The following is a 23121-nucleotide window of genomic DNA, read 5'->3' as shown; positions in this document are numbered from 1 at the left end:
TCATGAGAAAGCTGCTCACCGCTGCCTGGACCCTCGTCAAAAGCCCAGAAAAGTACGACGGGAGCAGGCTGTTCCCGAGCCAAGAAATCGCTTGACAGGGAACAGAGTGTCTACATTCGGGTTTTGCGGTACGTCTGCTTTGCGCCCACGTTTCGCCTATGCGAGCGCGCACCCCTGGCCGGAGACAGTCCCTACGCGCACCGATTCTCGGCTATCGACGTCGGCACCGGTGATCCGCGGGTGACCAGAGCAGCCGGAACAGCTGTCCAACACGAGTTGAAGCAGGTGTCCACGTTCCGCCGTGATCCGCAGCATGGGTGACGACCTTGCCGATCTCGGTGGAACGCTACTGGCAGGCGCCCAACGTCAGCATGGCGATGATGACAACGAACAGAAATTTCGGTGAGGCGCGCATGATGCACTGCGGCGCTCGGGGAACAGGTCCGTCCTCGGCAGGGCTGCTGCCGGGAGTGGGCGGGATACAGGGTCAAGGCGTTGACCGTTCGCCAACGCCCTGAATTGTTCAGACCGGGCGATCCGGCGACTGCGGAGCGACGCCGTAGTAGCTGTGGATGCTATCGGCCCAATCCGCGTTGGCCATGTTCGGCCAGTTGTCCGCATCGAAGCCCGGAGCCGCCTTGAGCCGCTCCTTGTCAACGTCGAGCAGGAATCGCTTCTTCTCGACATCGAGGCTCAGCGCATCCCAGGGCACGGCGAACAGCTTGGTGCCCATGCTGAGGAAGCCGCCAAAGGACAGCACCGCGTAGCCGATCCGACCGCTGCGCATGTCGAGCATGATCTCCTTGATCGACCCGATGTCTTCATCGCTGCCGTTGAAGACGCTGTTGCCGATCAGGGTGTCGGCACCCATCAGCTCAGGGCCGGGGCCGTGACGCGTGCTGGGCCCGAGCGGCGGATTGCCCCGGGCCTTGTACATGCCCAGTGGATCTCTTTGCGTGTAGTTCATGGTGTTCTCCGATTCATGCCCGCAGTTGGGAATGTCGCGCGGCGGCGGGCGGGCGACCACGAATCGAAGGATGGTGGAGAAGCCCCAACGGGTCTGTGCGACAGCGCGCTTGACGGGCGAGGGCGCCTTCACTCAAGACACAGGGAGGCACGCCTCGCGCGCCGCCCCCGGTACAGGCACTGAGCGCTCCCTCGAAGGCGCACGGCTCCAGGCACAACGGAGGCCTTGCAAGGGGCTGATGCCTGGATGAAGGATGGCGGCGGATTGGAACCGTCTGACGCCCCGGAACAGCACGGGAAGGCAAACAACGCGAAGGGGCGACGCAGCCCGGACATCCGAAAGGGGCGCCTTGGGCGCAGCGGGTGTACCGTTCGAAGCCCCGTATCGATGCGCCCAAGGCGCACCCTTTCGGCTTCGGCAACGCGCGGCGAAGGGCAAGGATGCGCCCGAACCGGCCGCTGCGGTCAGGGCGTTCGCTTCAGCCGGCAACCGGCGCCCTGACGAAGAATGGCCGCAGGCACGGCCGTTTCGCGCGGTGCCGTGGGGGAATCAGCGCCCGATCGCACCGTCCGGGCCGTAGCCGCCGGGCACGCCCTTCGAGGCGACCGCCACCGCATTGTGCGGGTGCAGGCTCTCGTAGTGGGTGGCGCGCAGCCAGAAGTCGGCGATGCGGTCGTCCTCGTTGAGGGCTGCCTGCAGGCGGCGGGCGGCGTCCTCACAGAACATCAGGTTCTGGCCGTTGAGGCGGGCAAAGGCCTGCTCGTCGACGCGCTTGACCGCGGTCTGCACCGGCGTCTTCAGCGCGCCTTCGAGGCGATCGATCATCTCGACGATGGGGAAGCTCTGGAAGCTCGGCACGAGCTTGGCCCGAACCTCGGCGGTCGAGCGCTGGCTGTGCGGCGTGGCGCAGATGCCCTGCTCACTGCCCAGCCAGGCCAGCACCTTGGCCGGGTCGAGGCTGTCGGCGCCGTCGAAGTCCTGGCGGAAGCGCTCCTGGATCAGCTGGCGGGCGAGCGCCGCCGAGCACGGGCAGGTGCTGGAGTAGACGACCTCCACGCCCAGTTCCAGCGAGAACTGATTGCGCTCCATGATCCCGGTGATCTCGATCGGGTAGGAGCGCCAGCCGCTGTTGTCGCTTTCCAGCGCGGGACGACGGACCATGTGCTCGAATCGCAGCTTGAGCATGGCGCGGTCGGACAGGTCGGCGTGGGAATCGAGAAACTCCTTGAGCACGCGGCGGACGGTGCAGGGGCTGACCGGCTCGCTGGACAGGAGCTTGTCGACGTGAAGATAGAGCCGTGACATGTGGATGCCGCGCACTTCCGGCCGGGTCAGGTTGACGAAGGCGGTCACCCGGGCGGGGCCGCTGACGGCGCCATCCGTGCCCGGCAGGCTGACCGGCACTTCGATCTCGCCCATCCCCACCCAGTCCAGCTCGCCAGCCACGGCGGGGCGGGCCTCGGAGGCAATGTCGGGCATCAGGCGCACGGTGTTATCCAATTGACGAGGGGCCACGGGGCACTCCTTGATCATCGCGACGACTTGCGCCGCGGGGAAGCGGGACGGGGTAGGAAGCCAGCATCGACCGGCGGTCGCAGGCTAGCTTCGCACATGTGAAAACGCGGTGCGTTCAGCTGCGTGCTGCCTTCACCGCGGCACGCCAGCTACGCCAGAGCAAGGCCGCGCCGCCTGGCGCGAGGCCATCGTGCAGCGGGCGGCCAGCCAGCAGCCGGGGCAGCCGCCAGGCCCAGACCCCGCGCAGCAGCGTGCGGTGCAGCGGCAGACGCGCAGCCCGCTCGGCGTCCAGCGCAGCGGCATTGCTGGCGCTCCAGTCCTGCCAAAGCCGCGCCGACGGCGTTTCGCGCCGAGCATCGGCCTGCCAACCCAGCGGCGCCAGCGATTGGTCGTGGCGTCCAAGCAGCATGGCGTGCCAGAGCCGCTGTCGCTGCCACTGCAGGGCGACGGCCTGCGGCGAAGTCTCGACGCCGCAGAGCGCCGATTCCAGAGCGGCAACGCGCTCGGCAAGCGACCGCCAGAGCGCATCGGCCTCGGCCCAGTCGCGCGGCGCGGCATCCAGCAGGGACAGGCGCAGCGCCTCCTGGGCAAGAGCCAGCCAGGCCTCGGCACCGATTCGCGCCGCATGGGGTGCAGCCAGCAACTGTCGACTGAGCGGATGCTGGGCAGAGGCCCCGGCGGCGAGGTCCTTGCCCCACCACAGCAGTTTGGTCTGGGCGACCCGCGGGTCGGAGCGCTCGAAGATGGTTTCGTCCAGCTCGCCGAGCAGTCCGACCCAGGCCGGCAGCCAGGACTGTTTCAGGCCCGGCGCGAAGGTGGGCAGCAGCCGGTAGGCCGCCTCGCGCCCCAGCTGCTTGTCGATGAAGCTGCGTGCCGCCTCGCTCATGCCGCAGCGAATCGCTCCAGCCCGAGTGCTGCCTGCAGCTGGCGCGGATCGTCCAGCAGCAGCTCGCCGCCCCAGTCCGCCGCGTCCTGACCGGTCGGGATGTAGCCCCAGCCAGCGACGATGCAGGGCATGTCGCAGGCGTGGGCCGCCTCGACATCGCGCAGGTCGTCGCCGACATAGATGGCCTGGCTTGGCTCGATGCCCAGGCCGTCACAGGCGGTCACCAGCTGCAGCGGATCGGGCTTCTTGCGCGGCAGGCTGTCGCCGCCGAGCAGCACGGCGCAGCGCTGCGAGAGCCCCAGCGCCTCGACCACCGGGCGCGCCAGGTGGATCGGCTTGTTGGTGACGATGCCCCAGGGCGTGCCCTGCGCTTCCAGCGCGCGCAGAAGCGCTTCCATGCCGTCGAAGAGTCGCGTGTGGCGCGCGCAGTCGGCCTCATAGCGGGCGAGGAAGGCCGGCAGCAGGGCGCCGCGGAAGGCCTCGTCGCGATGGGCAAAGGCGATGTCCAGCATGGCCTTGCCGCCGCGCGAGACCCAGGGCCGGAACTGCGCCAGCGGCAGCGGCGCGAGGCCCTCTTCTACGCGCAGCGCATTGGCCGCGGCGCAGAGGTCGGCGGCGGTATCGGCAAGGGTGCCGTCGAAGTCGAACAGCACCGCGGAGCGGTCGGTCCAGCAGCGCAGACTCACGGCTTGCCCGCCCAGGCGAGATAGTTCACCGCTGTGCCGGGGCCGACCCAGGCGCGGCCCAGGAAGGGCAGATAGTGCAATCCGCTGACGTCCTTCAGCACCAGTCCCTCGTCGCGCAGCGCGGCGGAGAGCTCGGCCGGGCGGATGAAGCTGCGGTAGCTGTGCGTGCCGCGCGGCAACAGGCGCAGCAGGTACTCGGCGCCGACGATGGCCGCCGCGAACGACTGCGGGGTGCGATTGAGCGTGGACAGGAACAGTTGGCCGCCGGGTTTTAGCAGGCGGGCCATCGCAGCGATTACCGCACCGGGATCGGGCACATGCTCGAGCATCTCCATGCAGGTGATGGCATCGAAGCTTGCCGGTTCCTGCTCGGCCAGCGCCTCGGCGGTGATCTGCCGGTAGTCGACCTGCACGCCGCTCTCAAGCAGGTGCAGACGGGCCACCTCGATCAGCTCCGGAGCGAGGTCGATTCCGACCACCTCGGCGCCTTCGCGGGCCAGCGCCTCGGACAGCAGGCCACCGCCGCAGCCGACGTCCAGCACGCGCCGGCCGCGCAGCGCGCAGCGCTCGGCGACGTAGCGCAGGCGCGCCGGGTTCAGCTCATGCAGCGGTCGCGATTCGCCCTGCGGGTCCCACCAGCGGGCGGCCAGTCGGTCGAACTTGGCGATCTCGCCGGGGTCGGCGTTCTGCGCGCTCACTTCGACTCCTCGACACGCGGAATCGCCGCGATGCGCTGCTGCCACTCGCGCGCCTTGTGGCGCAGCGCCTGGCTGTCGATATCGAGCAGTTGGCCGTCGGCCAGCCGCCTGCGGCCGGCGAGCCAGACGTCCTGCACCTGGCTGCGGGCCCCGGCGTAGACCAGCTGGGAAATGGCCTCGTAGCAGGGCGCGCCCTCGACCTGGTCCTGACGCAGGGTGAAGAAATCCGCCTGCTTGCCGACCTCCAGCGATCCGATCTCCTGCTCGAGGCCCAGCGCGCGTGCACCGCCCAGGGTCGCCATGCGCAGGGCGCTGGGCGCTCCGAGCGCGGCGGCATCGCCGGCCACGCCCTTGGCCAGCAGGGCCGCGGTGCGCATTTCGCCGACCATGTCGAGGTCGTTGTTGCTGGCGCAGCCGTCGGTGCCCAGGGCCAGGTTCACCCCTGCCCTGCGCAGCTTCTCGACCGGGCAGAAGCCCGAGGCCAGCTTGAGGTTGGATTCAGGGCAATGCACAACGCTGACCCCGCGCTGCGCGCAGAGCGCGATCTCGGCGTCGGTCAGCTGGGTCATGTGCACGGCAATCAGCTGTCGGTTGACCAGGCCGAGCCGGTCGAGCCGGGCCAGCGGGTGCATGCCATGCTGCTTCTGCCCCTCGCTGACCTCGTGCGCGGTCTCGTGGATGTGGCAGTGCACCGGCACGTCGAGCTGGTCGGCCAGCATGCGGATGCGCTCGAAGGCGGCATCGCTGACCGTGTAAGGCGCATGCGGTGCGAACGACATCCGCACCAGAGCGTGGCCGCGGTAGTTGTCGTGCACTTCGAGTGCCTTGTCGAAGTATTCGTCGGCGCTCTTCGCCCAGGGCGTCGGGAAATCGATGAAGGGCAGGCCGACCACCGCGCGGAAACCCAACCGGGCATAGGTCGCGGCCTGCACGTCTGGAAAGAAGTAGCTTTCGTTGCAGCAGGTGGTGCCGCCACGGAGCATCTCGGCGATGGCCAGCTCGACGCCGTCCGCGACAAAGGCCGGGCCCATCACCGCGCCCTCGATCGGCCAGATGTGGCCGGTCAACCATTCGTGCAGGGGAAGGTCGTCGGCGACCCCGCGCATCAGGGTCATCGGATTGTGGGTATGGGCATTGACCAGACCCGGGAGCAGGATCGCCCCGGGCCGCTCCAGCCGCTCGTTGGCATCGAACCGCGCTTCAAGGTCTTCACGCGGGCCGATGGCGACGATCCGGCCACCGCTCACCGCCACGGCGTGGTCTTCCAGCACCACGCCATGGGGTTCCACCGGCACGACCCAGCCGGCGCTGACCAGCCAGTCACACTGTTCCTGCGCGCTCATGCGGACTTCCTCGACAGCGCCCATTCTGGCTGCCGATCATGACAGGCCGGATGTGGGGGGCGCGTGGGGCTCGCCATCACTTCACGCGGGATACGTATTCCCCGGTGCGGGTGTCGACCCGGATGACTTCCTCCTGGGCGACGAACAGCGGCACGCGCACCACGGCACCGGTCTCGAGCTTGGCCGGCTTGCCGCCGCCGCCCGAGGTGTCACCGCGCACGCCGGGATCGGTCTCGACGATCTGCAGCTCGACGAAGTTCGGCGGGGCGATCGAAAGCGGGCTGCCGTTGAACAGGGTGACGACGCACATCTCCTCGCCCTTCAGCCACTGCGCCGCGTCGCCCATGACGTTCTTGTCGGCGGTGTGCTGCTCGAAGCTTTCCGGCTGCATGAAGTGCCAGAACTCGCCGTCGTTGTAGAGGTACTGCATGTCGGTATCGACCACGTCCGCGGCTTCGACCGAGTCGGTCGACTTCATGGTCAGCTCGACCACGCGGCCGGTGCGGATGTTGCGATACTTCACGCGGGTGAAGGCCTGGCCCTTGCCCGGCTTGATGTAGTCGGTGTCGACGATGACGCAGGGTTGACCGTCGACCAGGATCTTCATCCCGTTCTTGACGTCGTTCATGCCGTAGCTGGCCATGCGGAACTCCTAGGGGTGCGGCGCCGGCGCGCGCCGGGCGGCTACACTGTGCTGTCGTGGAATCGATGCGATCTAGTCAGGCGCGCGCCCCACAAGACCCACAATCAAACCCGCAATGATACCTGCAACCTCCTTCGACGCCCAGCCGAGCGACTGGCGCCGGGCCTACCGCGACCTGGTCACCGACCCTCACGAGCTGCTCGCCCTGCTCGGCCTTGAGTCCCTGGCCGGGCGGCTGCCGGCGGCCGGCCATGCGTTTCCCCTGCGCGTGCCGCGCGGGTTCGTGGCGCGGATGCGCCCGGGCGACCCAGAAGACCCGCTGCTGCGCCAGGTCCTGCCTCTGGACGCCGAGTACCGGCCGCAGCCCGGCTTCGATCTCGATGCCGTGGGCGATCTGGCCAGCCGCGAGGCCCCGGGCGTGCTGCACAAGTACCAGGGGCGCGCCCTGCTGATCGCCACCGGCAGCTGCGCCATTCACTGCCGCTACTGCTTCCGGCGCCACTTTCCCTATTCGGAGGAGCTGGCCGCCCGGGACGGCTGGGCACCGGCCCTCGCGGCCCTACGCGCCGATCCGAGCATTGACGAGGTCCTGCTGAGCGGGGGTGACCCCCTGGCCCTGTCGACCGCCAAACTGGCCCAGCTCACCGCTGCCCTGTCCGACCTGCCGCAGCTTCGCCGCCTGCGCCTGCACACCCGCCTGCCGGTGGTACTGCCCGAGCGGGTCGACTGCGAACTGCTCGACTGGCTGGCCACCCTGCCCTGGCCGGTGGCCATGGTCCTGCACGCCAACCACGCCCAAGAGATCGACACCCGGGTGGCCGAGGCCTGCGCGGCGCTGCGCCGAAGCGGCGTGCAGCTGCTCAACCAGGCGGTGCTCCTGCGCGGGGTGAACGACAGCGTCGAGGCCCAGGCCGGGCTGTCCGAGCGGCTGTTCGAGGCCGGCGTCCTGCCCTATTACCTGCACCAGCTGGACCGGGTGGCCGGGGCGGCGCATTTCGAGGTGGGCGACGACGAGGCCCGGAGCCTTATCGAGCAGCTGCGGCGGAGACTGCCCGGCTACCTCCTGCCCCGACTGGTGCGTGAGGTGGCCGGGGAGCCCTACAAGAGCCCGATGTGACGCATCACGTCTTCTTCATGACGGCGGGCGGCTTGGCGGCCGCGGACAATCATGTGAGACTCCTCACGTCTTAGGCTGCCGTCCTGCTCATGACCCCCCGCGAATCCGTTGTACGCCTTCTGCTGGTCGAGGACCGGGTCGAGGATGCCGAACGCATCGCCAGCATCCTGCGCAACGGCGGCATGGCGGTGCGCCCCACCAAGGCCGAATCGGAAGATCATTTCGAGACGGTGATCGGGCAGCAGAGCTTCGACCTCGTGGTGGTCGGCGCGGAGGCGCGGCTGATTCCGATGGAACGCGTCGTTGAGCTGGTCGAGGCCAGCGGCAAGGACGTGCCGATCATCGCCGTGCTCAATGAGCTGACCGATGCCAATATCCAGCGCGCCTTCGACAGCGGCGTGCCGCGGGTCGCGCCGCGGGCGCATCCCGAGATCCTGCAGTTCTCCATCGCCAATGCGTTCGCCGCGGTCGAGAGCCGGCGCAGCGTGCGCCGGCTGCAGGCTTCCCTGCGCGAGACCGAGCGCCGCTGCGATGCGCTGATCGAGTCCTCGCGCGACCCGATCGCCTACATCCACGAGGGCATGCACATCCGGGCCAACCAGGCCTATCTGGAGATGTTCGGTTTCGAGGAGTTCGAGGAGGTCGAGGGCCTGTCCCTGCTCGACCTCGTCGCCCCGGCCCACGCCGAGGAGTTCCGCCAGCTGCTCAAGCGCCTGACCAAGGGCGAGCCACCGCCGAAGACCATGCAGCTCACCGCCCAGCGCGGCGACGGCTCGGCCTTCGAGGCGGTGATGGAGTTCGCCCAGGCCAGCTACGAGGGCGAGCCCTGCCTGCAGGTGATCTTCCGCCAGCGCTCGATCGACGCCGAGGTCGTACGCGAGCTGGATGAGCTGCGCCAGCGCGACCAGGTGACCGGCCTGTACAACCGCCAGCACTTCCTCGCCGAGGTCGACCACACGGCGGCGCGGGCCGCCGAGGGCGAGAAGGAGCTGGCCCTGCTGCTGATCGAGATCGACAACTACGCCTCGGTGCTGGCCGAGATCGGCCTTGGCAACACCGACTCCCTGCTCGAGGCCTGCGCCCAGCGCCTGCAGAAGGTACTTGGCGACGAACAGGTCCTCGCCCGCTTCGGTGAACACACCTTCGCCGCGCGGCTGGAGAAGAGCAACCACAAGAAGACTGCCGAGACCGCCGACAAGGTACGCGCCGCCTTCGACGGCAAGATCCTCGAGATCGGCGAGAAGTCGATGAGCATCTGGGTCAGCCTGGGCGCGGTGCAGATCGGCGAGCGCATCGCCACCACCCAGCAGATCCTCGGCAAGGCCTCGCAGTGCGTGAACGCCGCCATGTCGATGGGCGGCAACCGCGTCGAGCTGTTCGACCCGGCAGCGGGCGACCGCGCCGAGGAGCAGCGCATCCAGGAGCGGGTGCGCGAGATCGAGCAGGCCCTCGAGAACAACAGCTTCGTGCTCCACTTCCAGCCGGTCATCTCCCTGCATGGCGATCCCGGCGAGGCCTACGAGGTGCTGATCCGGATGAAGCTGCCGAGCGGCGAGCTGGTCCCGCCGCTGTCCTTCCTCCCGGAAGCCGAGGAACACGGGCTGACCGGTCGCATCGACCGCTGGGTGATCGGACGCGCACTCGCCCTGATCTCCGAGCGCCACAAGCTGCGCCGCGACACCACGCTGTTCGTCAACATCACCGCCAGCAGCCTCATGGACGAGCAGCTGCCGGGCCTGATCGGCCGGCAGATCGCCAAGCTCGGCATCGACGGCTCGAGGCTGGTGCTGGAAATCCCCGAATCCAAGGTGTTCACCAACCTGCGCCCGGCGCAGGAGTTCGCCCAAGCGCTGAAGCGCTTCCATGTCGGGCTGACCCTGGAGCAGTTCGGCTCGGGCGTGAACTCATTCCAGGTGCTGAACCACATCGATGCCGACTTCCTGCGCATCGACCGCTCGTTCATGGTCGATCTGGCCAAGAACACCGAGCACCAGAAAAAGATCCGCGAGATTGCCGACCGCGCACGGGACCTCGGCAAGCGGACCATTGCCGAGTTCGTCCAGGACGCTGCCAGCATGACCGTCCTCTTCACCAGCTCGGTCAACTACGTTTCCGGCAACTTCCTGGCGCCGCCGGGGCCGGAGATGAACTACGAGTTCGGCTGAGCCCGGCATGCCGGTTTCCGATCCCGTGCCGGGCCGCCCGCAGCGTTCCGGGCCCGCCTGCCTGATCGAGGGATTCCGTATGCTCGGCCAACCGGGTCTGCGGCGCTTCGTCCTGCTGCCGGCGCTGGGCAATATCGTGCTGTTCGCGCTGGCTGCCGGCGTCGCGCTCTGGGGCCTTGAGTCGGCCCTCGATGCCTGGCTGCCGGATCAGGCCAGCTGGCTGCGCTGGCTGCTGTTCCCGGTGCTGATCCTGGCCCTGCTGGTCGGCACGCTGTTCGCCTTCACTGTGCTGGCCAACCTGCTGCTGGGCCCGTTCCTTGGCCTGCTCGCGGCCAAGGTCAACGAGCGCCTGGGCGGTCCCGCACCCCCGCCCGGCGCCGGCTTCCTGCCGGACCTCGCCCGCGATACGGGACTTGAGCTGCGCCGCCTCGGCTACATCCTGCTGTGCACCGCCGGCGTCCTGCTGCTGGGCCTGGTGCCGGTGGTCAACCTGGTCGCCGCGCCGCTCGGCCTGCTGCTCACCGCCTGGTTGCTGGCGATGGAACACGCCGCCCACGCCCTCGGCCTGCGCCGGATGAGCCTGTCCGAGCAACTCGGTTTCCTGCGCCTGAACCGGCTCGGCGTCATGGGCTTCGGCTTCGCCTCCATGGGCGTGCTGCTGGTCCCCCTGCTGAATCTGGTGCTGTTGCCGGCAGCGGTCTGCGGCATGACCCTGTTCGTCCACGAGCGCCTGCCGCGCACGCCCGACCCGGAATGAGCGACGCGGCCTACCGGGGCCGCTTTGCGCCGACGCCGAGCGGCCCCCTGCACTTCGGCTCCCTGGTAGCCGCCTGGGCCAGCTGGCTCGAGGCGCGGCGCCACTCGGGCGCCTGGCTGGTCCGCATCGAGGACCTCGATCCGCCGCGCGAGGTGCCGGGCGCCGCCGAGGCGCAGCTGCGCACACTCGCCCGCTACGGCCTGCTTGCCGATGAGCCGGTGGTGCGGCAAAGCACGCGACACGGCGCCTATCGCGCCGCGGTCGAGGCCTTGCTGGACGCTGGACTGGCCTTCCACTGCAGCTGTTCCCGCCGCCAGCTGGCGGCGTCCGCTGGCATCCACCGGCGCTGCCTGGTGCCCGTCGACCCGAACCGCTTTGCCATCCGCCTGCGCGTGGCCGATGCCGAGGTCTGCTTCGATGACCGCCTTTACGGCCGCTGCTGCGAGGCGGTGGGCCGCGACTGTGGCGACTTCGTCCTGCTCCGCGCCGACGGCCTCTATGCCTACCAGCTGGCCGTGGTGGTCGACGACGCCTGGCAGGGCATCACCGATGTCGTACGTGGCGCCGACCTGCTCTGGTCAACGCCGCGGCAGCGTCTGCTGCAAAGGGCGCTCGGCCTGCCCCACCCCACCACCCTGCACCTGCCCCTGGTGCTCGACCCGCAGGGCCGCAAGCTCAGCAAGTCTGACGGGGCAGCTGATATCGAGCGGGAAGATCCCTGCTCCGTCCTGCGCGCGGCCTGGGCCCACCTCGCCCAGCCAGCCGATCGCCTGTCGGGCTGCCGCAGCGTGTCGGAACTGCATGTTGCGGCGCAGCAGCACTGGGACTGCACACGTATTCAGCCCGCCGCACTGCCCGAAGCCACACGGAACGTCATCGACGCTGTGTAAACTGGCCGTTCGCGCGGAGGTGGTTGCGCGCATCATCTACGGAGGGGATCCATGAGCAATTCGCGTATCGCGCTGGTCACCGGCGGCACCGGCGGCATCGGCACGGCCATCTGCAAGAAACTGGCTGCCATGGGCCACAGGGTGGCGACCAACTACCGCAATGCCGAAAAGGCCAAGGCCTGGCAGGCGCAGCTGAAGTCTCAGGGGGTCGAGGTGGCGATCGTCCCGGGCGACGTCGCCAGCCCGGAATCCGCGGCGTCGATGATCAAGGCGGTGGAGGCCGAGCTGGGCCAGGTGGACATCCTGGTCAACAACGCCGGCATCACCCGCGACGGCACCTTCCACAAGATGTCGCCCGACCAGTGGATGGAGGTCATCAACACCAACCTCAACTCCTGCTACAACGTGACCCGGGCGGTGATCGAGGGCATGCGTGATCGCAAGTGGGGGCGCATCCTCCAGATCAGCTCGATCAACGGCCAGAAGGGCCAGTACGGCCAGGCCAACTACGCCGCCTCCAAGGCCGGCATGCACGGCTTCACCATCTCGCTGGCCCAGGAGAACGCCAAGTTCGGAATCACCGTGAACACCATTTCCCCGGGCTATGTGGCCACCGACATGGTGATGGCCGTACCCGAGGAAGTCCGCGCCAAGATCGCCGCCCAGATCCCGGTCGGTCGCCTCGGCAGCCCGGACGAGATCGCCTACGCCGTCGGCTTCTTCATTCCGGAGGAGGCGGCCTGGATCACCGGCGCCAACCTGTCGATCAATGGCGGTCATTACATGGGCTGGTGATCGGGGCGAGTATGCTCGGATCCATGGCAGGATCCCGACCCGACGACGAAGACTGGCAGGCGCTGGACGACAATGATCCAGCCCTGCTCGACAAGGCGGTAGGACCGGTTCGACGCATCAAGGACGCGCCGGTCCCGCCGCGTGCGCCCCGGCCTCGGCCCCGGCCACGACAGTTCGAGGCCGACGAGCAGGCCGCCATCGCGACTTCCCACACGCCTCAGGCCGATGACCTCGCCGCCGGCGATGCCAGCCTGTACCGCCGCCCGGAGCTGCCGCTGCGGGCCTTCAAGCGCCTGCGCCGCGGCCTTTACACCGTGCAGGACGAGATCGACCTGCATCAGGCCGGGGTCGAACTGGCCGGTGAACTTCTGCGCGCCTTCCTGCGAGAAGCGCGGGAACGCGGCCTGCGCTGCGTACGCATCGTCCATGGCAAGGGCCTGCGCAGCGCGGGCGGCCGCGCCGTTCTCCGACCCTGGGTCGAAGGACACCTCCGCCAACGCAACGACGTGTTGGCGTTCAGCTCGGCGCCGGCCCAACAGGGCGGCACCGGGGCGCTGCTGGTGCTGCTGTCCGACCCGGCCTGAGCCGACGGTCTAGCGGCGATCGATCGTCCGCGGCGGATTCACCCATTCGACGTCGACACCGCGCTGGCGCGCGATGGCTTCGACCCGGGCGACATATTGGGCGTCCACCTTGTAGGCGTTCGCGCCCGCGTCCATCCGGGCAGTGCCGCTGCTGGCGCATCCTGCCAGCAGACCCGCGGCGGCCAGCGCCGCAATTCGCAGAGTCCTGACTTTCATGTGGGCCTCCTGGAGTGGTCCTGGTGGCTTGCCCCTCGCGGAGCACTTCCAGCTTACTCCCCGAGGGTGAAGCCGACAGGAACCGTCCTCGCCGCCCATCGCGCCCAGCCATCGCTCCGCCCCGGCGGCCCGCGGCGATCCACGGCCCGGCGCTCGATCGACTCGGCTCGTCGCCGCGGACATCTCGAAGTGCTTTTCATCGCTCACGCATCAGATACGGCGCTTGGCACCCGCGCTGCCGAAGGCACGAAGGTAAAGCTTCACCGAGTTAAACAACGGGCGCGAAGCAGACATTCATAAAGAAGACATTCATAGGGTGCGGCTGGCCGCACCGGGCGTACCGTCCGAACGCCCTTATCGGCGCGCCAAGGCACACCCTATAGGCCTTCGTCGACCCCCAAGGGTGCCCGACTGTGGGAGTGCCCTTGGGCGCGACCGCGGCGCTACGGATTCACCTCAGACCACGGCCAGAGCGGAACTCCGCGGTCGCGCCCAAGGGCACTCCCACAATTCGACTGCGGCAAGGTCAGCTTTACGGCGCAAAACGGACCTTGCAGCACCGCTGCGTGTAGGAGCCAGCTTGCTGGCGATCATCCCGTCGGGGGCGCCTATCGCCAGCAAGCTGGCTCCTACATTGGGGTTTTGCGGTACGTCTGCCTTGCGCCCAAACCACGCATCGGCGACCGATCGCACCCTGCGGCCTGTCAGTCCGCCAGCCCAGCGGAGCACTCGCCCAGCTCGGCCAGCAGGGCGGTGGCGTAGGCTCCGGCGGGCAGGCGGAAGCTCAGCTCCAGCACGGCTTGATCCGGCCAGCGCCAGGCGAGATCCGCGGCAAGCAGGCGGCAGGCGCGTCGCTCCTGGCGCAAACCGGCGCGCTCCAGACCCGCGATGAGGTCCTCGCCAATCTCCCGGGCGATCAGGTCGTAGTCGCGGGAGCGTTCGCTGCTGCGCGGCTCGCCGCTGCCCCAGAGCGCGGCGGTGGGGTGGAGGTCGCCTTCGGCGCAGCGCCGGACCAGGGTCTGGTCGAGTGGCTCCGGGCCGAAGATGCTGCGCCCGCCGGCCAGCATGAACACCTCACCGGTGACCGGGCGGTCCCAGCAGTCGTCCGCCACCCGCGCCGCGAGAACACGGTTGAAGGCTGCGGAGCGCACCGCCGAGATCAGGATCGAGGCCTGATCTCGACGCATCCGGCGGCCGGCGAACAGGGCGCGTGCGCGTTCGAGATTGCCGCCGTCGCGACCGAAGCGCTGCTCGCCGAACCAGTTGGGCACGCCGCGCTCACGGATCTGCGCGAGCCGCGCCTCGATCCGCTCGAGATCACCCTCCACATCGCGCAGGGTCAGCACGAAGTGGTTGCCCTCCAGCGCTCCGCGCGGCAGCTTGCGCCGGTGCCGGCTGGCACCGAGCACCCGGTACTCCGGATGCTCGGGCAGGTTTGCTGGCGTCTCGCGCCCGGGCAGGTGCAGGGTGAAGGTCTGCCGGGTGACGGCGTGGCGGTCCTTCAGCCCGGCATAGCCGACCGCGGACAACGGAATGCCGGCCCAGCGGGCCAGCTCACCCGCGACCCAGGCGGTGTTGGCGCCGCGCTTCTCGACCTCGAGAAAGGCGTGCTCGCCCTCCCCGTCGGCAGTGAAGCCGAGCTGCTCCTCGACGATGAAGTCCTCCGGGCAGCTGCGGATTCGCGCGGTCAGCACCGGCCCGCCGAAGGCGCTGGGCAGCGGCGGGCTCACTGGCGGGCGATCAGGGTGACCACGGCCTGGGCCGCGATGCCCTCCTCGCGCCCGGTGAAGCCCAGCCGCTCGCTGGTGGTTGCCTTCACCGCCACATCGCCGGTGTCGACCCGCAGGTCTTCGGCGATGGCAGCACGCATGGCGTCGATGTGCGGCGCCAGCTTGGGCCGCTCGCAGACCACCACGCTGTCGACATTGCCGACCCGCCAGCCACGCTCCTGCAGCAGGGCTTGGACCGCGCGCAGCAGCATGCGGCTGTCGACGTCCTTCCACTGCGGATCGCTGGGCGGGAAATGCTTGCCGATGTCGCCCAGCGCCAGCGCGCCGAGCAGCGCATCGCAGATCGCATGCAGCAGCACGTCACCGTCCGAGTGCGCCTGCAGCCCCTTGGAGTGCGCGACGCGCACCCCTCCCAGCATCACGTGATCGCCCTCGCCGAAAGCGTGGACGTCGTAGCCGATGCCGATGCGCAGGGGAAGTGTGGTTTGCATGGGTGACGGAACCTTGTTCGTTTCGGGATTCGGAATTCGGGATTCGCAAGTGCGTGTCCCGCGCCCATTGTAGGAGCCAGCTTGCTGGCGATCCGCGCCGTCGGAACGACGATCGCCAGCAAGCTGGCTCCTACATCCGGACGGTGCAGGGTTCTGCGAACCTCGAACCAGCGAAGCGGAGGCGCAGGCGGCGCAGCGACCGAACCCTGCCCCTCAAGCCTCACTCCCCAACCGCCCCAAGAGGAACTCGGCCATCGGCAGGTCGGCCTCGGTGGTGATCTTGAGATTGTCCTCGGCGCCCTCGACCAGCAGCGGCTTGAGGCCGATGCGTTCGACCGCCATCGCCTCGTCGGTGATCGCCGCGCCAGCGGCGAGGGCCGACTCCAGCGCCCGGGTCAGGGTGGCGCGACGGAACATCTGCGGGGTCAGGGCGCGCCACAGGCGCTCGCGCGGCTCGCTGCCGGCGATCTCGCCATCAGCGGTCGCCCGCTTCAGGGTGTCTCGCACCGGAGCGGCGAGGATGGCGCCGACGCCGTGGACGCGGCCGTGCTCGAGCAGGCGGCTGAGGTCATCCTGCCGCAGGCAGGGGCGCGCCGCATCGTGGACCAGTACCCAGTCGCGCTCGCGCACGGCATCGGGCAGGGCGCGCAGGCCGGCCAGCACCGAATCGGCACGCTCGCGGCCGCCCTCGCAGCGCAGGACCGGCTTGCCGCGCATCTCGCGCCAGCCCGGCCAGTGGGCATCCTGGGCGGAGAGCGCGACCACCAGGCCGCTGATCTCCGGATGCCGAGCCAGGCGGTCGAGCGTGTGATGCAACACGCTGCGCCCGAACAGGCTGAGGTACTGCTTGGGCACGGCGCCGCCGAAGCGGCTGCCGCGGCCTGCCGCGGGCACGACGACCCAGCTCATGGCGCCTGCGCCGCCGGCGGCGGGTCGATGACCCGGTAGAACGTCTCCCCGGGCTTGATCATGCCGAGTTCGGTCCGGGCCCGCTCCTCGACCGCCGCGGTGCCGGACTTGAGATCCTCCACCTCGGCGCCGAGTGCCGCATTGCGCTGCTCAAGCCGCTTGTTCTCGGCGCGCTGGAGCTTGACCGACTCGCGCAGCGCCTCGACCTCGGCACGACCGCCCTCCCCCAGCCACAGCTTGGCCTGCAGGCCGGCCAGCATCAGGATCAGCACCAGGGCGATCAGGCGACGCAAGTCACGCCGCCCCTCAGGCGCGGCCGAGCAGGGCCGCCCGGCCCGCGTAGCGCGCCGACTTGCCGAGCGCTTCCTCGATGCGCAGCAGCTGGTTGTACTTGGCCACGCGATCGCTGCGACACAGCGAGCCGGTCTTGATCTGGGTGGCCGTCGTCGCAACCGAGATGTCGGCGATGGTGGTGTCCTCGGTCTCGCCCGAGCGGTGCGACACGACCGCGGCGTAGTTCGCGGCATGGGCCATGGCGATGGCCTCCAGCGTCTCGCTGAGGGTGCCGATCTGGTTGACCTTGATCAGGATGGCATTGGCCACCTGCTGGTCGATACCGTCGCGGAAAATCTTCGGATTGGTCACGAACAGGTCGTCACCGACCAGCTGGACCTTGCTGCCGAGCGCCGCGGTCAGGGCCTTCCAGCCAGCCCAGTCGTCCTCGGCCATGCCATCCTCGATCGTGACGATCGGATAGCGGCGGCACCAGTCGGCCATGAACTCGACAAACTGCTCGGAGGACAGGCGCTTGCCCTCGCCCACCAGGTTGTACTTGCCGCTCTCGTAGAACTCCGAGCTGGCAACATCGAGGCCCAGCGCGATGTCCTCGCCAACCTTGTAGCCGGCCTTGTTGATCGCCTCGAGGATGGTCTCCAGCGCTTCCTCGTTCGACTTCAGGTCCGGGGCGAAGCCGCCCTCATCGCCGACGGCGGTCGACAGGCCACGCCCCTTGAGCACCGACTTCAGCGCGTGGAACACCTCGGTGCCGGCGCGCAGTGCCTCGGAGAAGCTCGGCAGGCCGAGCGGCAGGATCATGAACTCCTGCAGGTCGACATTGTTGTCGGCATGCGCACCGCCGTTGATGATGTTCATCATCGGCACCGGCAGCGCTACCTCGCGATCACCGGCAAGGTGCTTCCACAGCGGCAGGCCCTTTGCGGCAGCGACCGCGTGGGCGTTGGCCAGCGACACGCCGAGCAGCGCGTTGGCGCCGAGCTGGCCCTTGTTGTCACTGCCGTCGAGGTCGATGAGCTTGCTGTCGAGGCCCTTCTGGTCGGCGGCGTCGAATCCCTTCAGCGCCTCGGCGATCACGCCGTTGACGTTGGCCACGGCCTTCTTGACACCCTTGCCGAGATAGCGGGTCTTGTCCCCATCACGCAGTTCCACTGCCTCCTTGGTCCCGGTCGAGGCGCCCGACGGCACCGCCGCACGGCCCACGTGCCCGCTGGACAGGGTGACTTCGGCTTCGAGGGTGGGGTTACCGCGGGAATCGAGGATCTCGCGGGCGTGGATGGCGCTGATCGAGGTCATGGTGAAGTCTCGGGTGATGAAAAATCGATGGAGTCAAGGAAGCGCGCGGTCTGCTCCTGCAGCCGCGTCGGAATCGAAAAGCCCTCGCGCCGGCACACCGCCAGCTGGGCCTGGGTGGTGAAGCCACCGCGGATGCCGCCGTCGGGCAGGAAGGCCTGCCAGTCCTCGATCTCGTCGCGGGCTATGCGTCGCGGACCCTGCGGGGTTTCGCCGACGAGCAAGGGGGTCACGATGGACACCTCGACGCCCTGCTCGTCCGCACGCTCCACGCCGCCCCAGACGTGCTCGAGCTCGCCTTCCGAGTTGGCCAGCGGGAACTTCACCACCAGCTCCTGGCCGGTGGCCAGCAGGGCGAGCATATCCGGATAGGAGGCCCGCGCCCGGCTGATCGCCGCGAGCAGCCAGGGGTCATCGGGTTGCATGGGAGTTGCGCGCGCGGCGCGACTGCGTGCCAGCAGGACCCGCCAGAGCACCAGCAGGACGCCCACCGCCAGCAGCAGCCAGATCAGGCCGCTCAACTCAGCCTCTTCCCCGGCGGCCGCAGCACCGCGCCCTCATCCGCCCGTGGACTCGAGGAAGCCGGCGCGCTTCACCGCGCGGTCCAGCTCCATCAGGGTCTCCAGCAGGGCACGCATCTTCGGCAGCGGCCAGGCGTTGGGACCGTCGGAGAGCGCCTTGTCGGGGTCCGGATGGGTCTCCATGAACAGCCCCGCCACGCCGGCGGCCACCGCCGCGCGCGACAGCACCGGGACGAACTCGCGCTGCCCGCCGGACTTGCCGTCGGCGCCGCCGGGCAGCTGCACCGAGTGCGTGGCGTCGAACACCACCGGACAGCCCGTGTCCCGCATCACCGCCAGCGAGCGCATGTCGGAGACCAGGTTGTTGTAGCCGAAGCTCGCGCCGCGCTCGCAGACCATGATCTGCTCGTTGCCGGTGGCCTTGGCCTTGGCGGCGACGTGCTTCATCTCCCAGGGGCTGAGGAACTGGCCCTTCTTGATGTTCACCGGCTTGCCGGCGCGGGCGACGTTCTGGATGAAGTCGGTCTGCCGGCAGAGGAAGGCCGGGGTCTGCAGCACATCGACCACCGAGGCCACCTCGTCCATCGGCGTGTACTCGTGGACGTCGGTGAGCACCGGCACGCCGAGCTGCGACTTGACCTCGGACAGCACCTTCAGGCCCTCCTCCATGCCCGGGCCGCGGAAGCTGCCGGCCGAGGTGCGGTTGGCCTTGTCGAAGCTCGACTTGAAGATGAAGGGGATGCCCAGCTCGCTGGTGATCTCCATCAGGGCGCCGGCGGTGTCGAGCTGCAGCTGCTGCGACTCGATCACGCAGGGGCCTGCAATCAGGAAGAACGGCTGGTCGAGACCGACCTCGAATCCGCAGAGTTTCAAGCGCTGGCCTCCTTGAGCAGCTTGCCCCCGGCCTTGTGCTCGCGCGCGGCGCGGATGAAGCCGATGAACAGCGGGTGACCGTCACGCGGGGTGGAGAGAAACTCTGGATGCGCCTGGCAGGCGACGAACCACGGGTGGTCGGAGAGCTCGATCATCTCGACCAGCAGGTCGTCCATCGACTTGGCGCTGATCACCAGGCCGGCCTCTTCGAGCTGGCTGCGATAGCGGTTGTTGAACTCGTAGCGATGACGGTGCCGCTCGGCGACCACGTCCTTGCCATACAGCGCGCGTGCCTTGGTCCCCGGCTTGAGCCGGCATTCCTGCAGGCCAAGACGCATGGTGCCGCCCTTGTCGTCACCCTCACCGCGCCGCTCGACGTCGCCGCCGGAGGTGCGCCATTCGGTGATCAGGCCGATCACCGGATGCGGGCTGGCCTTGTCGTTCTCGGTGCTGTTGGCGCCCTCGAGCCCTGCGACATGGCGGGCAAAGTCGACCACCGCCGCCTGCATGCCGTAGCAGATGCCGAAGTACGGCACACCCTGCTCGCGGGCGTAGCGCGAGGTCATCACCTTGCCCTCGAAGCCGCGGTCGCCGAAGCCGCCCGGCACCAGCACGGCGTCGACCCCCTTGAGCACGTCGACGCCTTCGCGTTCGACCTGCTCGGACTCCAGCCACTTCAGCTTGACCCGGGTGCGCTGGCGCAGTCCGCCGTGCTTGAGCGCCTCGGCCAGCGATTTGTAGGCATCGGCGTGATCGACGTACTTGCCGACCACGGCCACGGTGACCTCGTCGACCGGGTGCACCATGGCGTCGACCACGGCGCGCCACTCGGACAGGTCGGCCTCGCGCTGCACGTCGAGTTTCAGGTCCTCGACCACGATCTGGTCCAGGCCCTGCTCATGCAGCCAGAGCGGGATCTTGTAGATGTTGTCGAGGTCCACCGCCGAGATGACCGCCTTCTCCGGCACATTGGTGAACAGCGCGATCTTGCGCCGCTCGGACTCCGGCAGCGGCTGCTCGCTGCGGCAGACCAGGATGTCCGGCTGGATACCGATCGAGCGCAGCTCCTTCACCGAATGCTGGGTCGGCTTGGTCTTCAGCTCGCCGGCGGCGGCGATCCAGGGCACCAGGGTCAGGTGCATGAAGATCGCCTTGTGCGGGCCGCGCTCGGTGCGGATCTGACGGATCGCCTCGAGGAAGGGCAGCGACTCGATGTCGCCCACCGTGCCGCCGATCTCGACCAGGCCGACGTCGAAGCCCTCGGTGGCCTCGTTGACGCAGCGCTTGATCTCGTCGGTGATGTGCGGGATCACCTGCACGGTGGCGCCGAGGTAGTCCCCGCGGCGCTCGCGGCGGATCACGTTCTCGTAGATGCGGCCGGTTGTGATCGAGTGGTTGCGGGTCAGGTGGACCCGGACGAAGCGCTCGTAGTGGCCGAGATCAAGGTCGGTTTCGGCGCCATCGTCGGTGACGTAGACCTCGCCGTGCTGGAACGGGCTCATGGTGCCCGGGTCGACGTTGATGTAGGGATCGAGCTTCATCATCGCCACGCGCAGACCGCGCGCTTCGAGGATGGCGGCCAGCGACGCGGCAGCGATGCCCTTGCCAAGCGAGGACACCACGCCACCGGTAACGAAAATCAGGGGAGTCATGGCAGGTAGGCTGCGTGAAAGCGGCATTCTACCGGAGTGGGCCGGGGGACGGCAGCCCGGGCGTTCAGCCGGGCCGGCATCCGGCCCCGGCGGGGCTCCGCGCAGCGCGGCCCCGGCGGTTGCGTTCGGCCGGCGGACGGGCAACCATGCGCGGCTGGTTTCCCCGCAGGCCCCGTCCCGCATGAGCAGTCGCTACAACGCCGCCGATATCGAAGTCCTGTCCGGCCTTGACCCGGTCAAGCGCCGGCCCGGCATGTACACCGACACCACGCGACCGAACCACCTCGCCCAGGAAGTCATCGACAACTCGGTCGACGAGGCGCTGGCCGGGCATGCCAAGACCATCGAGATCACCGTCTATGCCGACGGCAGCTGCGAGGTCAGCGACGACGGCCGCGGCATGCCGGTCGACATCCACCCCGAGGAAGGCATTCCCGGCGTCGAGCTGATCCTCACCCGCCTGCATGCCGGCGGCAAGTTCAGCGGCAAGAACTACACCTTCTCGGGCGGTCTGCACGGCGTCGGCGTCAGCGTGGTCAATGCGCTGTCGAACAAGGTCGAGGTCTACATCAAGCGCGACGGCAACGAGTACCGGCAGGAGTACCGCGACGGCTTCCCGGCCTCGACCCTGGCCGTGGTCGGTACCGTGGGCAAGCGCAACACCGGCACCCGGGTACGCTTCTGGCCGGATCCGAAGTACTTCGACACCCCGAAGATCAACCTGCGCGCCCTGCGCCACCTGCTGCGCGCCAAGGCCGTGCTCTGCCCCGGCCTCACCGTGAAGCTGATCGAGGAGGCCACGGGCGAGCAGCAGACCTGGTACTACGAGAACGGCCTCAAGGACTACCTCTCCGGCATGCTGGCCGACCGGGAGATCGTGCCTGCGGACCTGTTCATGGCCAGCCTGTCCAAGGACACCGAGGCGGCTGACTGGGCGGTGGCATGGGTCGCAGACGGCGAGCTGATCCAGGAAAGCTACGTCAACCTGATCCCGACCGCCCAGGGCGGCACCCACGTCAACGGTCTGCGCACCGGCATCACCGATGCCCTGCGCGAGTTCTGCGACTTCCGCAACCTCCTCCCGCGCGGCGTGAAGCTGGCGCCGGAGGACGTCTGGGACCGGGTCAGTTACGTGCTCAGCATGAAGATGACCGACCCGCAGTTCAGCGGCCAGACCAAGGAGCGGCTGTCCTCGCGCCAGGCTGCGGCCTTTGTCGAGAACGCGGTGCACGACGCCTTCTCGCTGTACCTCAACCAGCACCACGAGATCGGCATGGCCATCGCGCAGATGGCGATCGAACGCGCCCAGGCGCGGCTCAAGACCGAAAAGCAGGTGGTGCGCAAGAAGATCACCCAGGGACCCGCCCTGCCCGGCAAGCTGGCCGACTGCATTTCGCAGGACCTCGGCCGCACCGAGCTGTTCCTGGTCGAGGGCGACTCGGCCGGCGGCAGTGCCAAGCAGGCCCGCGACAAGGACTTCCAGGCCATCCTGCCCCTGCGCGGCAAGATCCTGAACACCTGGGAGGTGGAGTCCGGCTCGGTGCTGGCCTCGCAGGAGGTCCATGACCTGGCCGTCGCCATCGGCTGCGATCCCGGCTCGGAGGACATCAGCGGCCTGCGCTACGGCAAGATCATCGTGCTCGCCGACGCCGACTCGGATGGCCTGCACATCGCCACCCTGCTCTCGGCGCTGTTCCTCAAGCATTTCCCTGCCCTGGTCCAGGCCGGTCATGTGTTCGTCGCCATGCCGCCGCTGTTCCGCGTCGATGTGGGCAAGCAGGTGTTCTATGCGCTGGACGAGGAAGAGAAGCGCATCCTGCTCGAGCGCATCGAGCGCGAGAAGATCAAGGGCCAGGTCAGCGTCACCCGCTTCAAGGGCCTGGGCGAGATGAATCCGATCCAGCTGCGCGAGTCGGCGATCCATCCGGACACCCGCCGCCTGTGCCAGCTCACGGTCGAGGACGGCAACGAGACCTCGGCGCTGATGGACATGCTGCTCAGCAAGAAGCGCGCATCCGATCGCAAGGCCTGGCTGGAGAACAAGGGCGACCTCGCCACCCTCGAGGCCTGATCAGGTCAAACGATGGGCGCCCCCC

The 23121-nt window shown here is 68.6% G+C and carries 23 protein-coding genes; 7 read left to right on the top strand and 16 right to left on the bottom strand.

Annotated elements, in window-relative coordinates:
* Positions 1-523: 523 nt before the first annotated feature.
* The 7 genes from M0G41_RS09055 to efp all read right to left on the bottom strand — a co-directional run bounded on the left by M0G41_RS09055 (position 524) and on the right by efp (position 6738).
* The gene (locus M0G41_RS09055) at positions 524-967 is read right to left on the bottom strand and encodes a PRC-barrel domain-containing protein (protein WP_248208238.1); all 444 of its coding nucleotides are present in this window, start codon (positions 965-967) and stop codon (positions 524-526) included.
* A 549-nt stretch (positions 968-1516) separates the two neighbouring features.
* A complete protein-coding gene (gene folE2 / locus M0G41_RS09050) occupies positions 1517-2446 on the bottom strand; it encodes a GTP cyclohydrolase FolE2 (RefSeq protein WP_248208277.1) in 930 nt (309 codons plus the stop codon).
* A 151-nt stretch (positions 2447-2597) separates the two neighbouring features.
* Positions 2598-3368 (bottom strand): hypothetical protein, encoded by a 771-nt coding sequence (locus tag M0G41_RS09045; RefSeq protein WP_248208237.1) that lies wholly within the window; start codon positions 3366-3368, stop codon positions 2598-2600.
* The gene (gph, locus tag M0G41_RS09040; protein ID WP_248208235.1) at positions 3365-4054 is read right to left on the bottom strand and encodes a phosphoglycolate phosphatase; all 690 of its coding nucleotides are present in this window, start codon (positions 4052-4054) and stop codon (positions 3365-3367) included. The genes M0G41_RS09045 and gph overlap by 4 nt, the downstream gene beginning before the upstream one ends.
* Positions 4051-4752 (bottom strand): bifunctional 2-polyprenyl-6-hydroxyphenol methylase/3-demethylubiquinol 3-O-methyltransferase UbiG, encoded by a 702-nt coding sequence (ubiG, locus tag M0G41_RS09035; RefSeq protein WP_248208229.1) that lies wholly within the window; start codon positions 4750-4752, stop codon positions 4051-4053. The genes gph and ubiG overlap by 4 nt, the downstream gene beginning before the upstream one ends.
* Positions 4749-6095 (bottom strand): TRZ/ATZ family hydrolase, encoded by a 1347-nt coding sequence (locus M0G41_RS09030; RefSeq protein WP_248208226.1) that lies wholly within the window; start codon positions 6093-6095, stop codon positions 4749-4751. The genes ubiG and M0G41_RS09030 overlap by 4 nt, the downstream gene beginning before the upstream one ends.
* 76 nt (positions 6096-6171) lie before the next feature.
* Positions 6172-6738 carry an elongation factor P gene (gene efp / locus M0G41_RS09025; protein ID WP_248208217.1) on the bottom strand — a complete coding sequence of 189 codons (567 nt, stop codon included), beginning with the start codon at positions 6736-6738 and terminating at the stop codon, positions 6172-6174.
* A 115-nt stretch (positions 6739-6853) separates the two neighbouring features.
* Between efp and epmB the strand changes: the two genes are divergently transcribed.
* From epmB to M0G41_RS08995, 6 genes are all read left to right on the top strand, one after another.
* Positions 6854-7855, top strand: a complete 1002-nt coding sequence (gene epmB, locus M0G41_RS09020; RefSeq protein ID WP_248208214.1) for an EF-P beta-lysylation protein EpmB — start codon at positions 6854-6856, stop codon at positions 7853-7855.
* Positions 7856-7944: 89 nt separating this feature from the next.
* Positions 7945-10020 (top strand): EAL domain-containing response regulator, encoded by a 2076-nt coding sequence (locus tag M0G41_RS09015; RefSeq protein ID WP_248208211.1) that lies wholly within the window; start codon positions 7945-7947, stop codon positions 10018-10020.
* A gap of 7 nt (positions 10021-10027) precedes the next feature.
* On the top strand, positions 10028-10777 hold the full coding sequence (gene cysZ, locus M0G41_RS09010) for a sulfate transporter CysZ (RefSeq protein WP_282452818.1): 750 nt from the start codon (positions 10028-10030) through the stop codon (positions 10775-10777).
* The gene (gene gluQRS, locus M0G41_RS09005) at positions 10774-11667 is read left to right on the top strand and encodes a tRNA glutamyl-Q(34) synthetase GluQRS (protein ID WP_248208207.1); all 894 of its coding nucleotides are present in this window, start codon (positions 10774-10776) and stop codon (positions 11665-11667) included. Before cysZ ends, gluQRS begins: the two co-directional genes overlap by 4 nt.
* Before the next feature lie 51 nt (positions 11668-11718).
* The gene (phbB, locus tag M0G41_RS09000; RefSeq protein ID WP_248208204.1) at positions 11719-12462 is read left to right on the top strand and encodes an acetoacetyl-CoA reductase; all 744 of its coding nucleotides are present in this window, start codon (positions 11719-11721) and stop codon (positions 12460-12462) included.
* Between the two features lie 23 nt (positions 12463-12485).
* Positions 12486-13046, top strand: a complete 561-nt coding sequence (locus M0G41_RS08995) for a Smr/MutS family protein (protein ID WP_248208203.1) — start codon at positions 12486-12488, stop codon at positions 13044-13046.
* Positions 13047-13055: 9 nt separating this feature from the next.
* Here M0G41_RS08995 and M0G41_RS08990 read toward each other — a convergent pair whose 3' ends face one another.
* The 9 genes from M0G41_RS08990 to pyrG form a co-directional block, all read right to left on the bottom strand.
* Complete coding sequence (locus M0G41_RS08990) at positions 13056-13262, bottom strand: hypothetical protein (RefSeq protein WP_248208200.1); 207 nt, start codon at positions 13260-13262, stop codon at positions 13056-13058.
* A gap of 704 nt (positions 13263-13966) precedes the next feature.
* Positions 13967-14992, bottom strand: a complete 1026-nt coding sequence (gene truD, locus M0G41_RS08985) for a tRNA pseudouridine(13) synthase TruD (protein ID WP_248208198.1) — start codon at positions 14990-14992, stop codon at positions 13967-13969.
* Positions 14989-15483, bottom strand: coding sequence for a 2-C-methyl-D-erythritol 2,4-cyclodiphosphate synthase (gene ispF / locus M0G41_RS08980; RefSeq protein WP_248208196.1), 495 nt, complete (start codon positions 15481-15483; stop codon positions 14989-14991). The genes truD and ispF overlap by 4 nt, the downstream gene beginning before the upstream one ends.
* Before the next feature lie 213 nt (positions 15484-15696).
* The gene (gene ispD / locus M0G41_RS08975) at positions 15697-16392 is read right to left on the bottom strand and encodes a 2-C-methyl-D-erythritol 4-phosphate cytidylyltransferase (RefSeq protein WP_248208186.1); all 696 of its coding nucleotides are present in this window, start codon (positions 16390-16392) and stop codon (positions 15697-15699) included.
* Positions 16389-16685 (bottom strand): cell division protein FtsB, encoded by a 297-nt coding sequence (gene ftsB / locus M0G41_RS08970; RefSeq protein ID WP_248208172.1) that lies wholly within the window; start codon positions 16683-16685, stop codon positions 16389-16391. The genes ispD and ftsB overlap by 4 nt, the downstream gene beginning before the upstream one ends.
* A gap of 13 nt (positions 16686-16698) precedes the next feature.
* Entirely contained in the window at positions 16699-17982 is a 1284-nt protein-coding gene (gene eno, locus M0G41_RS08965) for a phosphopyruvate hydratase (RefSeq protein WP_248208169.1), read from the bottom strand.
* Entirely contained in the window at positions 17979-18500 is a 522-nt protein-coding gene (locus M0G41_RS08960; RefSeq protein WP_248208167.1) for a DUF2314 domain-containing protein, read from the bottom strand. Before M0G41_RS08960 ends, eno begins: the two co-directional genes overlap by 4 nt.
* 36 nt (positions 18501-18536) lie before the next feature.
* Positions 18537-19373 carry a 3-deoxy-8-phosphooctulonate synthase gene (kdsA, locus tag M0G41_RS08955; RefSeq protein ID WP_248208164.1) on the bottom strand — a complete coding sequence of 279 codons (837 nt, stop codon included), beginning with the start codon at positions 19371-19373 and terminating at the stop codon, positions 18537-18539.
* Positions 19370-21025, bottom strand: coding sequence for a CTP synthase (pyrG, locus tag M0G41_RS08950; RefSeq protein WP_248208161.1), 1656 nt, complete (start codon positions 21023-21025; stop codon positions 19370-19372). The genes kdsA and pyrG overlap by 4 nt, the downstream gene beginning before the upstream one ends.
* A 181-nt stretch (positions 21026-21206) precedes the next feature.
* On the opposite strand from pyrG, the gene parE reads away from it, so the two are divergent.
* Positions 21207-23096, top strand: a complete 1890-nt coding sequence (gene parE / locus M0G41_RS08945) for a DNA topoisomerase IV subunit B (protein ID WP_248208158.1) — start codon at positions 21207-21209, stop codon at positions 23094-23096.
* Positions 23097-23121: the final 25 nt, after the last annotated feature.

It is taken from the genome of Pseudomarimonas salicorniae, assembly GCF_023156535.1.
Taxonomy (GTDB): Bacteria; Pseudomonadota; Gammaproteobacteria; order Xanthomonadales; family Xanthomonadaceae; genus Pseudomarimonas; species Pseudomarimonas salicorniae.
This window is presented reverse-complemented; position numbering and strand designations above follow the sequence as displayed.

Excerpts from the sequence above, each read along its gene's own strand:
- M0G41_RS09055 (WP_248208238.1), bottom strand. The coding sequence starts at position 967 with ATGAACTACACGCAAAGAGATCCACTGGGCATGTACAAGGCCCGGGGC.
- folE2 (WP_248208277.1), bottom strand. The coding sequence starts at position 2,446 with ATGCCCGACATTGCCTCCGAGGCCCGCCCCGCCGTGGCTGGCGAGCTG.
- M0G41_RS09045 (WP_248208237.1), bottom strand. The coding sequence starts at position 3,368 with ATGAGCGAGGCGGCACGCAGCTTCATCGACAAGCAGCTGGGGCGCGAG.
- M0G41_RS09030 (WP_248208226.1), bottom strand. The coding sequence starts at position 6,095 with ATGAGCGCGCAGGAACAGTGTGACTGGCTGGTCAGCGCCGGCTGGGTC.
- efp (WP_248208217.1), bottom strand. The coding sequence starts at position 6,738 with ATGGCCAGCTACGGCATGAACGACGTCAAGAACGGGATGAAGATCCTG.
- epmB (WP_248208214.1), top strand. The coding sequence starts at position 6,854 with ATGATACCTGCAACCTCCTTCGACGCCCAGCCGAGCGACTGGCGCCGG.
- M0G41_RS09015 (WP_248208211.1), top strand. The coding sequence starts at position 7,945 with ATGACCCCCCGCGAATCCGTTGTACGCCTTCTGCTGGTCGAGGACCGG.
- cysZ (WP_282452818.1), top strand. The coding sequence starts at position 10,028 with ATGCCGGTTTCCGATCCCGTGCCGGGCCGCCCGCAGCGTTCCGGGCCC.
- gluQRS (WP_248208207.1), top strand. The coding sequence starts at position 10,774 with ATGAGCGACGCGGCCTACCGGGGCCGCTTTGCGCCGACGCCGAGCGGC.
- phbB (WP_248208204.1), top strand. The coding sequence starts at position 11,719 with ATGAGCAATTCGCGTATCGCGCTGGTCACCGGCGGCACCGGCGGCATC.
- M0G41_RS08995 (WP_248208203.1), top strand. The coding sequence starts at position 12,486 with ATGGCAGGATCCCGACCCGACGACGAAGACTGGCAGGCGCTGGACGAC.
- M0G41_RS08990 (WP_248208200.1), bottom strand. The coding sequence starts at position 13,262 with ATGAAAGTCAGGACTCTGCGAATTGCGGCGCTGGCCGCCGCGGGTCTG.
- ispF (WP_248208196.1), bottom strand. The coding sequence starts at position 15,483 with ATGCAAACCACACTTCCCCTGCGCATCGGCATCGGCTACGACGTCCAC.
- ispD (WP_248208186.1), bottom strand. The coding sequence starts at position 16,392 with ATGAGCTGGGTCGTCGTGCCCGCGGCAGGCCGCGGCAGCCGCTTCGGC.
- eno (WP_248208169.1), bottom strand. The coding sequence starts at position 17,982 with ATGACCTCGATCAGCGCCATCCACGCCCGCGAGATCCTCGATTCCCGC.
- pyrG (WP_248208161.1), bottom strand. The coding sequence starts at position 21,025 with ATGACTCCCCTGATTTTCGTTACCGGTGGCGTGGTGTCCTCGCTTGGC.
- parE (WP_248208158.1), top strand. The coding sequence starts at position 21,207 with ATGAGCAGTCGCTACAACGCCGCCGATATCGAAGTCCTGTCCGGCCTT.